15 protein-coding genes are annotated in these 14,504 nt (G+C 56.8%); 9 read left to right on the forward strand and 6 right to left on the reverse strand.

Features of this window, described 5'->3' with window-relative positions; translation table 11 throughout:
- Positions 1 to 80: 80 nt before the first annotated feature.
- Both K5E37_RS15275 and K5E37_RS15280 read left to right on the forward strand, forming a co-directional pair.
- Positions 81 to 1,622, forward strand: coding sequence for a DUF2235 domain-containing protein (locus K5E37_RS15275; RefSeq protein WP_221534322.1), 1,542 nt, complete (start codon positions 81 to 83; stop codon positions 1,620 to 1,622).
- Positions 1,622 to 2,275 carry a DUF2931 family protein gene (locus K5E37_RS15280; RefSeq protein ID WP_085602891.1) on the forward strand — a complete coding sequence of 218 codons (654 nt, stop codon included), beginning with the start codon at positions 1,622 to 1,624 and terminating at the stop codon, positions 2,273 to 2,275. Before K5E37_RS15275 ends, K5E37_RS15280 begins: the two co-directional genes overlap by 1 nt.
- A gap of 566 nt (positions 2,276 to 2,841) precedes the next feature.
- Here K5E37_RS15280 and K5E37_RS15285 read toward each other — a convergent pair.
- From K5E37_RS15285 to K5E37_RS15295, 3 genes are all read right to left on the reverse strand, one after another.
- Entirely contained in the window at positions 2,842 to 3,081 is a 240-nt protein-coding gene (locus K5E37_RS15285) for a hypothetical protein (RefSeq protein WP_085602893.1), read from the reverse strand.
- Positions 3,082 to 3,145: 64 nt separating this feature from the next.
- A complete protein-coding gene (locus tag K5E37_RS15290) occupies positions 3,146 to 4,249 on the reverse strand; it encodes a DNA alkylation repair protein (protein ID WP_221534324.1) in 1,104 nt (367 codons plus the stop codon).
- Between the two features lie 2 nt (positions 4,250 to 4,251).
- Positions 4,252 to 4,857 carry a glutathione S-transferase gene (locus K5E37_RS15295; RefSeq protein ID WP_221534326.1) on the reverse strand — a complete coding sequence of 202 codons (606 nt, stop codon included), beginning with the start codon at positions 4,855 to 4,857 and terminating at the stop codon, positions 4,252 to 4,254.
- A 350-nt stretch (positions 4,858 to 5,207) separates the two neighbouring features.
- On the opposite strand from K5E37_RS15295, the gene K5E37_RS15300 reads away from it, so the two are divergent.
- The 4 genes from K5E37_RS15300 (at position 5,208) to K5E37_RS15315 (ending at position 9,486) form a co-directional block, all read left to right on the forward strand.
- Positions 5,208 to 6,476 carry a hypothetical protein gene (locus tag K5E37_RS15300; RefSeq protein ID WP_221534328.1) on the forward strand — a complete coding sequence of 423 codons (1,269 nt, stop codon included), beginning with the start codon at positions 5,208 to 5,210 and terminating at the stop codon, positions 6,474 to 6,476.
- 455 nt (positions 6,477 to 6,931) lie between these two features.
- Entirely contained in the window at positions 6,932 to 7,336 is a 405-nt protein-coding gene (locus tag K5E37_RS15305) for a TraR/DksA C4-type zinc finger protein (protein ID WP_039767046.1), read from the forward strand.
- Between the two features lie 609 nt (positions 7,337 to 7,945).
- The gene (locus K5E37_RS15310; protein WP_409348066.1) at positions 7,946 to 9,169 is read left to right on the forward strand and encodes a methyl-accepting chemotaxis protein; all 1,224 of its coding nucleotides are present in this window, start codon (positions 7,946 to 7,948) and stop codon (positions 9,167 to 9,169) included.
- Between the two features lie 113 nt (positions 9,170 to 9,282).
- Positions 9,283 to 9,486, forward strand: a complete 204-nt coding sequence (locus K5E37_RS15315) for a hypothetical protein (protein ID WP_221534331.1) — start codon at positions 9,283 to 9,285, stop codon at positions 9,484 to 9,486.
- A gap of 6 nt (positions 9,487 to 9,492) precedes the next feature.
- Here the strand turns inward: K5E37_RS15315 and K5E37_RS15320 are convergent, their stop codons facing one another.
- Positions 9,493 to 9,729 (reverse strand): DUF2789 family protein, encoded by a 237-nt coding sequence (locus tag K5E37_RS15320; RefSeq protein WP_221534332.1) that lies wholly within the window; start codon positions 9,727 to 9,729, stop codon positions 9,493 to 9,495.
- Between the two features lie 39 nt (positions 9,730 to 9,768).
- The gene (locus K5E37_RS29445) at positions 9,769 to 10,032 is read right to left on the reverse strand and encodes a hypothetical protein (RefSeq protein WP_085602904.1); all 264 of its coding nucleotides are present in this window, start codon (positions 10,030 to 10,032) and stop codon (positions 9,769 to 9,771) included.
- Positions 10,033 to 10,440: 408 nt separating this feature from the next.
- Here K5E37_RS29445 and K5E37_RS15325 point away from each other — a divergent pair, with 408 nt between their 5' ends.
- The 3 genes from K5E37_RS15325 (at position 10,441) to K5E37_RS15335 (ending at position 12,250) form a co-directional block, all read left to right on the forward strand.
- Complete coding sequence (locus tag K5E37_RS15325; RefSeq protein ID WP_007950541.1) at positions 10,441 to 10,911, forward strand: hypothetical protein; 471 nt, start codon at positions 10,441 to 10,443, stop codon at positions 10,909 to 10,911.
- Entirely contained in the window at positions 10,908 to 11,105 is a 198-nt protein-coding gene (locus tag K5E37_RS15330; RefSeq protein WP_085602906.1) for a hypothetical protein, read from the forward strand. Before K5E37_RS15325 ends, K5E37_RS15330 begins: the two co-directional genes overlap by 4 nt.
- Positions 11,106 to 11,233: 128 nt before the next feature.
- Complete coding sequence (locus tag K5E37_RS15335; RefSeq protein ID WP_221534335.1) at positions 11,234 to 12,250, forward strand: ABC transporter substrate-binding protein; 1,017 nt, start codon at positions 11,234 to 11,236, stop codon at positions 12,248 to 12,250.
- Between the two features lie 114 nt (positions 12,251 to 12,364).
- On the opposite strand, the gene K5E37_RS15340 is transcribed toward K5E37_RS15335, so the two are convergent.
- A complete protein-coding gene (locus K5E37_RS15340; protein WP_221534337.1) occupies positions 12,365 to 14,497 on the reverse strand; it encodes a TonB-dependent siderophore receptor in 2,133 nt (710 codons plus the stop codon).
- Between the last annotated feature and the right edge of the window lie 7 nt (positions 14,498 to 14,504).

Here is a 14,504-nt window from a genome sequence, read left to right on the forward strand (position 1 = left end):
CGCGGCCACGCCTTGCGTCCCCCGATTTCCGCTGTCACCCTTCGGCCCGTTCTTCAAGGATCAGAAGAAGGAATCAAGGATTGAGTGGCTACATTCCCAACCCGCCTAAAAACTATCGCAACAAAGGAACCGACCCCGTCGATATTCATGCCCAGCATTGGGCTGAGTATGAGAAGCACGGGAAGGAACCTGCATCGGCACGTGAAAAAATCGGCATAGCCCTGCGGATCGGAGTGTTCTTCGATGGGACGGGGAATAATGCCAATAACGCTGCGGCCGGACTTCTGTGTGGTGCTCATCATCCGATAGCGGCTAAAGATATCGATGCAAGCTGCAAGCCGTATATGAGTGATCCGGATAGTAGTTATGGCAATGATGTCAGCAATATCAAAAAGCTGAGTGAGCTGTATGACACGCCTGAGGCAGCCGAAGGTGAGGGCACGCGAAAACGTGCTTTTCGCATGGTGTATGTCGAAGGGATCGGCACCCTTTCAGGTGAAAAAGACAGCACCTTGGGAGCTGGTACTGGGCGTGGCGAAACCGGAGTTGCCGGTCGTGTTCAATCTTCGTTCGTATTGATCAAGCAGCGGATCAAGGAGGCGCTGGACGAAAATCCGGGCTGTGAAATTGTCTCCCTGACATTCGACACCTTCGGCTTCAGCCGTGGTGCGGCAGCCGCTCGGCATTTTGCAAATGAAGTCGTGCGCGGCAAACAGGGTCCTTTAGGAGAGATCCTTCGAAATAACGCAGCTTCCTTGAGTTCGACTTTCAGCGATCAATATGAAAGCGATATCAATATGGGATTTATAGGCCTGTTCGATACCGTTCCTTCCATTGCTGGCTGGTCCAATTTGGGCAACATCAAAAGCCCCGTTGCAACAGGTATCAAGCTTTATCTGGATCAACGCTATTTCACTGATGTCCTCCAATTGGTCGCGCGTGATGAGTGCAGGGGAAATTTCGCCCTCAGCTGTGTAACGCCAGATCACCAGGAGATTATTTTGCCCGGTGTTCATTCCGATATTGGTGGGGGCTACCTCGAGGAAGCGGATGAGTGCGTACTCGTCAGCCCGATGCAGACGCTTGAGGTGTCGCTTAACACTGATGTCGTAACCACCTCGATTTATCAAGATGCTTTAACTGTGAAAAATCAGTGGCTCGCCAATGGCTGGCCTTCAGAAATGCTGGAAATCGTCACGCCACCGCCACTCCTTATGCCGAATAGTCCACAGGATCGATCTAGTCCACAGATCAAGCGCGTCTATGCCGCCGTTCAGCTCAAACGCCCTGTGAGCGGGATGCTTTCCAGAGTGTGTTTACGCGTGATGCATCAACAGGCGAAAGCCAAGGGAGTTCGCTTCAACGATATTCCTGAGACTCCCGAGTTTTCTATTCCTGCGGAGCTTCAAGCTTTGTGTGATCGTTTTGTCTCTGGCGACTACAGCACCACCCCACAAGAGGAGCAAATCCTCAAACTCAAGTACATTCATACGTCAGCCAACTGGAACCACCCACTTGGCCGAAGGGATGGAAGTGGCGTGAAAGCGGTTTACATCAACGCTCCCACGTCAGATGCAATTCGAGTAAAACACCCGCACGTACCTGACTGGACGCTTTGGTAATGAAGCTACTTGTAACCCTGCTGTGCACACTGCTCACGACCGGTTGTTCCGCAGACCCGCTTTCAGCGAAAAACGACCCAAAATCCCCATGGTGGGAGCTGGGTTTCACAGAGCCTCACTACATGAAGGTTTGGGTGGAAGATACTTCGGTGGAAGACATCAAAGGAAAAACGTTCCTACGCACCGGCGGGGGATCCGCCTCGGGCGGGCAACCAGAGGATGGCACAGAGTCAGCCCGAGGTTGGCATGGCGTAGGCGGCTCTGCAAAAGCAGTGGTAGGGGCCGATCTTCCCAAGCGTATCTTTGTTCGTTGGCAATCTATTGTGGAGCCTCAGACCTATCGTGTTTGGGTTGATATACCGGAAGAAGCCAGGCAGTTGATGCTGACATCTGTCAACCAGCGATGCGCGAAAACGCCGGAGGAAACGGCGACCTATATTTCTTCAGTTTATCTGGGGTTGGCGCCGGGCGGAGTTGTGCAAGTGTGGGTTAGGGACTCTTGTCATCACCCGGTCAAAGTGGCTAGGGCGCAAGCTGAGATTGAACCGCTGGGTCCAAGCCAAGGCAAAAACCAGGGACGTTACGCCTATCCGGTCAGTGAAAAATCCAAGCGTTATATCGAAAAATTCGGCATTCCTTATGGCAGTTGGTAATTCTTGGAAAACGGGGGTGAGTCGAAGAAGATAGGACGGATCTCTTGATAAATAGATGCGTCCTGTTTTTTGCATGTTTTTTTTGAAACGATCCTTCTACAGTGATCGAATACTGGATGCCACTTTGAAGATAATAAAAGCTACTCGCTTTGATGACGTCGACCACGACCTCGGGTATGAGTATCGTGGTTATAACTATGAAATACAGAGCGAAGAGGACATGTTTCTGATCAGGATTTACGATGACGAACCCGGACAGGCAACGGTAGTGCGCCCGACATCGATGTCTAAAAATAAAAAGCTCAGAACGCTAGTCGAGCTCTTACAATCCGAGCTGGGAGTGTCCAGGGTTTCGCTTTACCAGGGGGATATAGGGTGTTGAACCGAGATCGATCTTGAAAGTTTGACATTCCTTCCCGCCTGAAGCCGGCTGGAGGGATTGCCAAGCGTCTGTAGATACTTCTGGTAAAAATCAGTCAGAAAGTAATTTCGTCCCTGTTTGAAAGGTTGCGAAAAGTTGAAGGCGTCCAGCTGGATCAAACGGAATAACGAAAAAATTTGCAGGTTTATCTCTTGTTGAACATTTCATACACCAATTTAGCCAGCTCCTCTGGTGATGTTGTCTCTTTTCTCAACACTTCATAACCGCGATCTCGCGCAACGATAGCCAGTTTTCCTGAGTCGGAAATTTCAATATATGGCCCGCCAAACTCATCGGCTTCAGTAGTGAGCGGGAAGCTGTTGTACGGATTTCTCTGTTCAATCGCATATTTAAAAAAGCAATCGATTGTTTGTTCAAGCTTCATGGCCAGGTCCTCTTTTTACTTTGTTGGCGTCCGAGAGCAACGTCAGAGAGGAACTTACAGTTCGTCAGCAGTTGATATCAACCGCTGTACTCCCCAACCGCTCCCCATTAACCACCACATGCACCGCATGTATCCCCGCATAGTGCTTCCGCGTAGTGAAATCCTTAATCACCTGCCGCCGCGCAACAACCTCACTCCCAAACCCCGCCAACTCCAACATCTTCAACTTGAAAACCTTGGCCGATGTCCCGCCATTCGCCTTCACATAGTCAATCGCATAATCAATCACCAACCGCTGCTCCACTGGCACCAACGACTTCACCGTAAACGACAAGGTAATCGTCTCCCCAAGCCGCACAATCGCCGGTTCCACCTTCACATCCAGCAACTCAACCTCAGCCTTCGCCCCTGCGCCTATAACTGCTAGCGCCCGCAAATCCCCCTGTTTGATCAAACTCCGCAACGCATGCTTGGCAATCCACGCCGTTTGCTTGTTCTCCAGCGACCACCCCTCAACCGTATCCAGCACCCACTCCGGATGTTCTTTCGTCACGTCATTCAAATGATTCGCCACGGACTTGCGCACATACAAACTCTCATCCGCCTTCAACCGGTCGAGAATCCCGGCAGCCAACAGCGGATCAGCCTGCACCGATTCCAGTCGAAACGACCACGGCAGACGAGGGCGGCTGCCTTCGCTGGCAAGTCTTCGGACGTGGTGGTTTTCGTCTCGGGTCCAGTCGTGCATCAGTTCCAGCGAGCGTTCCAGGTCGCTGCGCAGGAAGTGGCGGATGGCGAATTCGGAGGAGCCGAAGGTGGTGAAGTACTTCAGGGCGTCCATCGATGTATCGAACGCGTGCGTGCCGTAGCTCGCGACGTAGTGCGGAAGGCACATGCTGACGAAGCCGCTGTTCAGGCGTGGGGCAAGTTCGCGTAGTACGTCGAGGGAATCTGCGTAATCCAGCGGGAGCACGTGATGCAGGCTTTCGCTGACGCGGGCCATGCGTTGCATGACGGAGAGATCGGCGAGGCCGTTATGGGCGTGTTTGAGAAATGCTTTGGCCTTGAACGCCGGGTACACGGCGCTCATTTCTGTGGCGATGTGTTGCAGGCGTTCGGCGTTGAAGATTTCTTTGAGGGCCGGGGCGGCGGTTTCGGTGGTGCTCATGGTCAGGTCATCGGGGTGCTGATGAACGCTTGGGTACTTTCGGCGTACGCGGTGTATTGGGCGATGCGCGGGAAGCGATCCGCGTCGATCTGGTCGGGGACGACGAGGCCGGTGAAGCTCCAGGCGACGGCGAGGGTGATGCCGTCCTGTTGGAGGGGGCCGTCGGTGGGCAGCAGGTGTTTTTCGAGTTCGTGTTCGAGGGCGGTGAAGGCGGCGGCGAGTTGGCCTTCGACGCGTTCGACCCACGGCTGGTACTGGATGTCGGTCGGGCGCAGGTTGCGTTCGTAGTAGAGCTGCACGGCTTTTTCGCAGGCGGCGAGGCCGAGGCCGATCAGGCGCAGGGCTTTGACCCGTTGCGACAGGTCAGCGGGCAGCAGGGTTTTGCCGGACAGGGATTCGAGGTAGTCGAGGATCAGGGTCGAGTCGATCAGTACTTCGCCGTCATCGAGCACCAAAGTCGGGGCCTTGACCACCGGGTTGATCTGCTGGAAGCGCTCGAAATGGCGAAACACCGATACCGGGTCGTGTTCCAGTTCAATACCCAGGCACTTGGCGGAGATCGCCACGCGGCGGACATACGGTGAGTCGAGCATTCCGATCAGTTTCATGTGCACTTCCCTGGAGGCGACGATCTGGTGATGTGGGTGACGAATGTAGCGGCAAAGTCTGTGGGCTGACTACCTCGTGACAACGGGCCGACGGTCGTTGCTGAGCGTATCACCGATGAAACACCCGAAAATAAAGGCCGGGACGGCCCTTGCGGAGGTCTTTGCCGGATCTATAGTCAAAGTGCCAGCACCGACCAGGGATGGAAAAGTTAAGCGAGTTCAGGCCCTCTGACTCAGTACTCGTTTGTATTACTCCCTTGTAGTCCAAGACCCCTCGATCGTTAAGGCGGTGACCTGTGCGCTGGATAAAGGCGTGACGGGAGGAGAGAAACCAGGCAGGGGAAAATGGGATGAACAACTATCAGCGAGTGACGGTGGGCGTTTTGTGCATTGGTCTAGTGGCTTGCAGCAACCGGCCGGAGAAAGGGATTGTGGTTCAGGAGTGGGTGACCAATACGGAGCAGTTGAATTTGCGACCGATTTTTCCACCCCGTGGAAACTTTGAAGTCGGTGACATTTATGTTGTTCGGGCTGCCAACGCCGGCACCAAGATGAAAACCGCGAACTACTACATGAGTTCGGTTTGGTTTGATCGAATGAACCTCGACAACGAACTGATTAAGTTTGCTCCTCATATTTCGCCTGCCAAGACACCGGAGGACAAGTCCGGGCTGGTGGTCCCGACGGGCGTTCCGGCACTACTCGTGCCGAAAACGCGAACCCGAATAAATTCACTCGTTGCGTTCCCGGCCTTTACGTTTGCTTCTCTGGGGGAATATGAATTGGGGCTGGGGGTTTCGAACAGTGCGATTGGTGCACTGTTCAGTGGTGCAAAAAAATCGTCCTATTCGGTAGCGTACTCTGTGCCATTGGCGGAAACCTATGGCGTGGGATATCGAGATGCGCTGCTGGCAGCCAATACGCACATGAACAAATACAAGGCCGACAATTACAAACAATTGGAGAGCGCGGTCATTTCCTTGAAAAACGAGGTCAAGGGTGACGACAAAGACACAACCGCTGTGCTTGTTCTGGTGACTCAGGTTTATCTGGCCCGATCAATGGATGTGGTTATTTCCTCGACCGACAGCAGTGGTGCACAACTGTCAGCCGTCACGCGAGCGCTGACTGATCTGGATGAGCGAAAAACTGCGGTGGAAGCTCAGTTACGCGGCCTGAAGTCTCCACCGTCAAAAGACAGTGGTGCGGCAGCTGACGCAGATGGCGGCGGCGATGGCACGGCAGCGGCGAAGCCTGCAGCCGCCGCCAAGGCAGCGGTTGTTCCAAAGGCCGGTGATGTGGGGGCCAAGAAAGCAGACGCGCCTGCGGCCAATCAAGCAGCGATTAACCAGAAACAGGCAGAGCTGGCGCAGATCAATGCCGATATCCGTAAACGTGTGGAGGCTATTACCCCCGCAATGCCTGGTGTCACTGGGTCGGTCGTGAAATCCACCGCGTCAAGTCTGACATTGCGTCAAGTATTCGAGTATCCAGTGGCCATAGGCTATTCGGGCATCAACATCGACATTGAAGTGCTTAAGGAGTCGGGAAACGTCGTCGAAAAACCGAGCATCACAACCTATCCATTGAAAAAAACGATCAACGTCGAGTTTGAATGAGTGATGGGTCATTGCCGATCTGCTGCGCCAGGTCGGCGAGACCTTCTCAATCCTGGGTCCGGATTTGCTCCGGCTTATCTCATCGTTAGCCTGACTCGAGATCAGTGCCAATGTCGCTGAATGCGGAACGGTAAGGTTGCAAGACGGGAAAAATGCGACAAAGCGCCGCTCGTCCGACGTTTGTCTTCTATATACAGCCGCTCGACTGAATTTCTTGCTATAAACGCACTCCGATGAGCGCTGTGAAGCCTGTGTCAGAGCAGTTTCCGGGCCTTGTCGGACAAATTCCCGGTATTTACAGTTGCTGAGGCCTCAAACGGGCCTTAGACTGCCGCCCCTTCGTAAATTGAGTGCCGGGTGGCGTTTGCAATAAACGATGCCTTTCCGATGACCGCAGGCGGTTCGCCGGAACGCTCCCTAATTCGCCTTAATGCACGTTTTTTATAGAGATATCAATGACAAAGGACAAGTTGCTGGCCATGCCGGCAGATGACTACATGAATGCCGAGCAACACGCTTTCTTTCAAGAGCTGTTGCAGAACATGAAAGTCGAAACCCATGAGCGCATTGAGCAGAACCGTATTGCCATCGAAAGCCTGGACACCCCGGCTGACCCGGCGGACGCCGCATCGGTGGAAGAAGAGCGCACCTGGCTGGTAAACGCGATCGATCGCGACCAGCGCATGCTGCCGCAACTCGAGCAGGCCCTTGAGCGTATCAAGGAAGACAGCTTTGGCTGGTGCGACGACAGCGGCGAGCCGATCGGCCTGAAACGCCTGCTGATCAGCCCGACCACCAAGTACTGCATCGAAGCTCAAGAGCGTCACGAGCAGATCGACAAGCACCAGCGTCAGGCCTGATTCCTGAGGCGACCCCTTCAATGCGGGTCGTCGCGAAAAGATCGCAGCCTTTTGCAGCTCCCCCGGGAACTGCAAAAGGCTGCGATCTTTGCTTTTTCTCGTCTGCCGGAAAGTCCCCGCACGATTCCATTGACCTGCCACAGACCCACGACTAACGGACCATGGATAATGGCGTTGTAGTGGCGTTTAATGCAGTCACAACAATGAGAACAAGCGTGGGGTAACGAAATGACGAGAGATGGATCTCTGGTTGCGGCTCTGCCTGCACCAGTTGTTTTGCCGAAGAATCGCTGGCTGACGCCGACCCTGCAAAGCATCGCCCTGATGCTGTTGCTGGCCGGGATGAGCCTGGGCGAATGGCCCTTGTACGTCGGCATGCCGCTGGCGGTACTGATTGTCTGGCTGCCGCGCCTGCGTTCCCGGGCGGTCCCCGATGCGGAACCTGTCGACAGCAGCAGCGCGATGTCCGAGCTGACTCGCGATCTTTCCTACACCACCAGCCATAACGCGCTGTCAGCTGCCGGCGTGGCATTTTCCGTCAAGGAGCTGGCCGGCAAGCTGCAATCACAACTCGATGCCGCCGCGCAGATCGTCAACAACGCTGAAGTCATGATCGCCACTGAGCAGGCCACTTCGCAGCTCAGCCGCGAGGCATTGGGCGCTGCCAGCGAAGCCCATCACAGCAGCGCAGCGGGGCGCACCGAACTGGTGGATTCGATCTCGCGCATGCATCAGCTCAGCCAGCGCGCCAATGCCAGCCGCGAACTGATCGAAGCCTTGAGCCAGCGCAGTGATGACATTCAGCGCGTGACGCTGGTGATTCAATCCATCGCCAGCCAGACCAACCTCCTGGCATTGAACGCCGCCATCGAAGCGGCCCGGGCCGGTGAGCACGGTCGCGGTTTTGCGGTGGTGGCGGATGAAGTGCGCGGTCTGGCGGCCCGTACCGCGACGGCCACCGGCGAAGTGGGCGAGATGGTCGCCGACATCCAGCAACGCACGGCGCAGGTGGTGGAGCAGATTCGTCAGCTCTCCGACGATTTGCACACGGGTGTCGAGCAGGTCGAACACACCGGTCAGCACCTGGAAAACATCGCGCGACTGGCGGCCGGGGTGGAAACCCAGGTCGGCGAAATCGCCCAAGGCGCAGAAACCAATCGTGAGCAGCTCGACAGCCTGTTCACCGCCATCGAGCAGATGCGCAGCGATCTGGCGATCAGCGACCAACAGACCCGGCGCCTGGCCGAGGCGGCCGTGCAGATGGAAGGGCAGGCAGAAACCATCAGCGAACGTCTGGCTGAAGTCGGGCTGGATGACTATCACCAGCGCATCTACGACCTCGCCCGCGAAGGGGCCAGTCAGATTGCCGCGCGGTTCGAGGCCGATGTCGAACAAGGGCGTATCAGCCTTGAAGACCTGTTCGACCGCCAGTATCAGCCGATTCCCGATACACAACCCGCGAAGTTCCAGACCCGTTTCGACCGCTACACCGATCAGGTGCTGCCGGCCATTCAGGAACCATTGTTGCCGCGCCACGAAGGTCTGGTGTTTGCCATCGCCTGTACGCAGCAGGGTTATGTGCCGACCCACAATCAGGCGTTCAGCCAGCCGCTGACCGGGGATGCACAGGTCGACACCGTCAACAATCGCACCAAACGCAAATTCGCCGACCGCACCGGCATCCGCTGCGGCAGCCATCAGCAACCGGTGCTGTTGCAGACTTACACCCGCGATACCGGCGAGTTGATGCACGACCTGTCGGTGCCGATCATGGTCAAGGGCCGGCATTGGGGCGGGTTGCGTCTGGGCTACAAACCCGAAAATCCGCGCTGAGGCATTGTTGCTGGAACTGCAATTAAGCTGTGCAGCGGCGTCGCTGTTTCCTCTTGATCCAAATCATTAACATGCCTACATAGTTAGGTTGCTAATGAAGTTGGGAGGTCAGCATGCAATGCAGAGTCGATGTCGCGGTGATGATCGGCAGCGGTGTTCCCGCCGGGCTGCGCGCGATGGGGCAAAGTGTCTGCTGGGTGGTGCTGCTCAATGGCGAGCAGCGCGGCACCGCTTTTGCCAGTCGCGACGAAGCCGAGGAGTGCAGGGCGGCGTGGCTCGCGCAATTGAGCGCCAGGGCCGAAGACAGCCTGCACTGATTGAAATCATTTGCCCCGGTGCAGGCGCACGTTCAGTTCATCGACCATCACTGCCTCTTCGCCATCGGCACGCAGCCATTCCTTGAGCAATTGCGCCTGCTGCGGGCTCCAGAATTCGGCGTCGATCAGTTTGGTATCAGCTTCCAGCGGATGGGCTTCGATGAAGTCGTCGATCGCCGTTTCCTCCGAAGGCAGCCCTAATTGATCGAACAGGGTGGTCAGGTTGTAGGCAGGCAGTTCCATGGTGTACTCCTTGAAGGATGGCGGGGTCGGTCACTCTCTTTATCTGAGGTGCTCGCTGGCCAGGAGTTCGATCCGGGATTCCAGTGAACGGGCGAGGGCGCAGGCGGCGTTGTGATTCTCGCGGAAACCTCTGACAAGCCCCGTCGACTTTTCCCTGATATGGAAAAAGCCGTTGCCCGCCGGGATCACCTGAAACAACGGTGCCTGACCGCAAGACTCGATTGTAGGAACTGTCTCGAACACTGGAGCGTTCAAGGCAAAGGCGGGTTCGTGAGTCACGGCAAAATGCGTCATAGTGCACATATGAAGTCCTTTTCATGGATTGACCCGCATTTACAGGGTGTTGCGGGTAGTCGCGAACAGCATCGCTGCTCTAGAATCGCCAACACCTGTTGACGGCATGGCGCTATCTAAAGCAATTTTTTGCGTGCGATATGTCGGAAAAGTGATTTTCTTGGTGAGTTTTTTCCCTAAAGTTCGTAGTCAGTTTTCTCTGGCCGGCCGTGACGCGTTTTCCTTCAACATTTGGAGAACGTCTTTGCAGGTTTCGCGAGTGGCATTCCAGTAGTCTTGTGCAACTCGCGTTGAATGAGCACTTTGCTCGCTCAGGCGTATATTCGAGTCATCGCGCAACACCTTCGGCCTGGCCGACTTTTTCTGCCGTGCGCGCTTTTCGCGTACGGCACTCTTTTCAAGTGTGGGGATGTTTCTTTGGCAGTCAGTAACCTCGATATGCATGCTTTGTTCGTGCTGGGTGATTTGCGGGCAAAGCTGGTCAAGCAGTTTCAATCGCGTTTTGTTTACATCACCGAGCAGAACGCCGAAGGCATTTACGTTGCCGAGATCGACACCGAAAGCGCATTGGTGGTCGATGACAAACCTGGCCTCAAGCTCAAGGTCGGCGATCATTTCAGCGCATCGGTGCTGCCGAGCCGTGAAGGCGGCAAGATGGACATCCGCTTTCGCGAAATCAAAATGACCGTGTATGGTCTGGGCGACTACGCGTTTGTCACCACGGCCGACGGCCATGCCATCGTGTTCAAGGAAGGCCACAGCGCGGTCACCGTGTTTGCCGCCAACGAGCAGTTGCAGGAAGGCCTGACCAAGACCCTGAAAGCCGTCACCGCCAAAGCCGCCAAGTGGCGCAAGGGCGAACTGGTGACGTTCAAGGCCAGCGAGTGAGCCGCGCCGATTTCCATTTGCAGAACCTCGACAGCGCCCGTGAGGAAGCACGTCGATTGTTCACGGCAAAGGCTGAATTGAAGGGCGCCTGGCTGGGATGGGTCGCCTCGCAGATCTATGCCTTGCAGCCTGCGGAATACGCCAGCATGGTCAGACGCGAGCTGAAGAGCCTGCAGGAAATTTCTGAAAAGTAGCCTTGTCCGTGTCATGCCCCTGAAAAAGCAGGAACCTCGTCTACAGTCAGTTGACTGAGTATTCAGAGGCTTGCGGTCTTCTGTCAGGCCATCCTGCTATTGCTGTGAACAGCACGAGGTGCAAAAGCATGAACGGATTTCGACGGTTGCTGGCCGCTGGCCTGACCACCTTCGGCTTGATGACGGCGGTGCCTGCGGTGAGCGCGGCACAGGCGCCGATCCATTTTGCCGACCTGAACTGGGAAAGCGGCAGCCTGATCACCGATGTCCTGCGCATCATCGTCGAGAAGGGCTACGGCCTGCCGACCGACACCTTGCCGGGCACCACCATCACTCTTGAGACCGCACTGGCCAACAACGACATTCAGGTCATCGGCGAAGAATGGGCCGGACGCAGTCCGGTGTGGGTCAAGGCCGAGGCCGAAGGCAAGGTCGCCAGCCTGGGCGACACGGTCAAAGGCGCCACCGAAGGCTGGTGGGTACCGGAATACGTGATCAAGGGCGACCCGGCCAAGGGCATCAAGCCACTGGCGCCAGACCTGCGCAGCGTCAGCGATCTGAAGAAGTACAAGGACGTGTTCAAGGACCCGGAAACCCCGAGCAAGGGCCGGTTCCTCAACAGTCCGATCGGCTGGACGTCGGAGGTGGTGAACAAGCAGAAGCTCACGGCTTACGGCTTGCAGGACGATTTCGTCAACTTCCGCAGCGGCTCCGGTGCGGCACTCGATGCCGAAATCAGCTCATCGATCCGTCGGGGTAAGCCGGTGCTGTTCTATTACTGGTCGCCGACCCCATTGCTCGGCAAGTTCAAACTGGTTCAACTGGAAGAGCCGCCGTTCGACGCCGAGGCCTGGAAGACCCTGACCGACGCCGATAACCCCAATCCGAAACCGACCCGTTCACTGGCCTCGAAGCTGTCGATCGGGGTGTCCACGCCGTTCCAGAAACAGTATCCGCAGATTGCCGAGTTCTTCAGCAAGGTCGATTTTCCGATTGATGACCTGAACAAGGCGCTGGCCGAAATGAGCGAGAAACACACGGCGCCCCGGGACGCAGCGGTGGCGTTCATGAAGGCGCATCCGGATGTGTGGCAGGCGTGGCTGCCGAAGGATGTGGCAGATAAGGTTTCAGCTGATTTGAAATAGAGGCCGTAACGATGGGCCTTATCGCGGGCAAGCCCGCTCCCACAGGTTTTTCGGTGTGCTCTGAGCTTTGAAAACACATCGATTCCTGTGGGAGCGAGCTTGCCCGCGAAGCTTTTAGAAGCGGGTTTGCACAGCCAGCTCCAAGGTGCGCGGTGTGCCGAGGTAATACGCCGGCGACACATGGGCGAACTCGGCGTACACCTCATTCGTCAGGTTGCGCACCCGCCCGGTCACGGTGGTGTGCGAATCCACCTTGTAGCTGAGAAAGCTGCCAAACAGCGTGTACGACGGCACGGTCATGGTGTTGGCATTGTCGGCGAACACCGATGCCACATACCGAGCATCGACCCCGCCTTGCCATTGCGGCGAGAAATCGTAGGTCAGCCACAGATTGCCGACCCGGTCCGGCACGTTGGTCGGTGTGTTGCCCTTGCGGGAAACCACTACGCCGGCGGCGTTCTTTTCGTTGAACTCATCGTATTGCGCATCGACCCAGGCGAAGTTGCCTTCGGCCAGAAGCTTGTCGGTGATCCGCAGCGAGCCGGCAATCTCGATGCCCTTCGAAGTCTGCTGGCCGACCGGAATGCTGCTGGTCGGGTCCAGTGGATCCGTCACCGCGAAGTCTTTGCGCTCGATGGTGTACGCGGCCACTGTCGCCGAGCCGCGTCCGTTCAGGTAGTCGAACTTGCTGCCGATTTCCCATTGCTTGCCGGTCGAGACATCGAAGTCCTGGGTGCCATTGGGTTGCTCGGCGGCGGTGCTGTATTGCACGTACACATTGGCTGACGGAATGAACTGATACGTCAGGCCGGCGCGCCCGGTGACCGGCTCCCAACTGCGTTTGAGATGGCGCGGGTTGCTCGCGGTCACCGTGCGATGGTTGGTCACGTCGAGGTCGATATCGTCGTAGCGCAGGCCGGTGAGCAACGAAAGCTTGTCGGTCAGTGCCAGGCGGTTTTCGGCAAACAGCGCTTTGGTCGTGACTTCGTTGGTCTTGTCGCTGACAAAACCCGGCATCGTTCCGGGGATGTCATAGAAATGCCCCGGTCGGTAGTTGTTCGGGTCCACCGCGCTGGCGCCTTTGACGTTCAGCGGCGAGTTGGTGGTCTGATTGACCTTGTACTCGAAACCGCCGGACCAGGTGGTGTCGAGGCCGAACAGGGTGTTGTCGTGGCGCAGTTCGAACTGGTTGCCATTCTGCTCGCCCTGGTGTCGAACCTGATACGCAGTGGAGCGGTTCACCGCACTGTTGTCGGCGTTGTATTGATAGGTTTCCAGGTTGCGGTAATCGCGCTGGCTGTCGAGGTGATAGAGGGTGTTGCGCAGGGTGGTGCTGTCGTTGATCCGGTAGTCGATGATCGAGCGCACCCAGATCGTCCGCTGCTCGTAGCGGCCGTCCTCGACGTTGTAGTTATTGAAGCGGTTGTGCTTGTCGATCTTCAACTCGCCGGCCTTGGGGTTGAGCACCGGCGTGCCCCAGTACGGGCTGTCCTCGTGTTCGTCCTGATATTCCAGGGCCAGGGTGTGAGACAGGTTTGGCGTCAGTTCGCTGAGCAAAGAGAACGCCACGCTCCAGGCATCGCGCTCCTGGCGGTCGATGTAGCCGTTGCTGGTGTTGTGACTGACGTCGAGACGCGCGTAATGCTGCATGTCGGCGCCGGGGTCGGTCAGCGCGTGGTTGAGGCCGAACGCGGTTTCGGTTGTGTCGTAGGTGCCGTAGCTGACCCGACCTTCTGCGGCCTGCTCGTCGCGGGTGGCCAGTTTGGTCACGTAGTTCAGCGAGCCACCGACCGAGCCTGCGCCGTTGATCAGCGACGAGGGGCCACCGACCAATTCCACCCGATCATAAATCCATGAATCTACGGGGCGAGCCAGTCCGCCGGAAACGTTGACGCCGTTGAACATTTGGGTGATCTGGCTGCTGGTAAAGCCGCGATAGGAGACGAATCCGCCAAAGCCTGGCGGGGCACTGGCGTTCACCCCCGGCAAGGTGTTGGCAGCGTCCTGGAAGTTTTGCGAACCGTGACGTTCGATGTCATTGCGGTTGGCTATCGCCACCGAGGCCGGAGTGTCGCGCACGCTGAGGCCAAGGCGCGAGGCCATGCCGCTGGACTGGTCGAGGCTCAGGCCCGGTTCGGCGCCGGACTCGCCGTCAATGGTGATCGGCGCCAGATCCACGGTGGATTGCGCCCAGACGTTGACGGACAGGCAGCCGCACAGGCTCGCCAGCAAGGTAAGTTGTTTCATCGATTGA

It is taken from the genome of Pseudomonas sp. RIT778, from assembly GCF_019718735.1.
Classification (GTDB): Bacteria; Pseudomonadota; Gammaproteobacteria; order Pseudomonadales; family Pseudomonadaceae; genus Aquipseudomonas; species Aquipseudomonas aphyarum.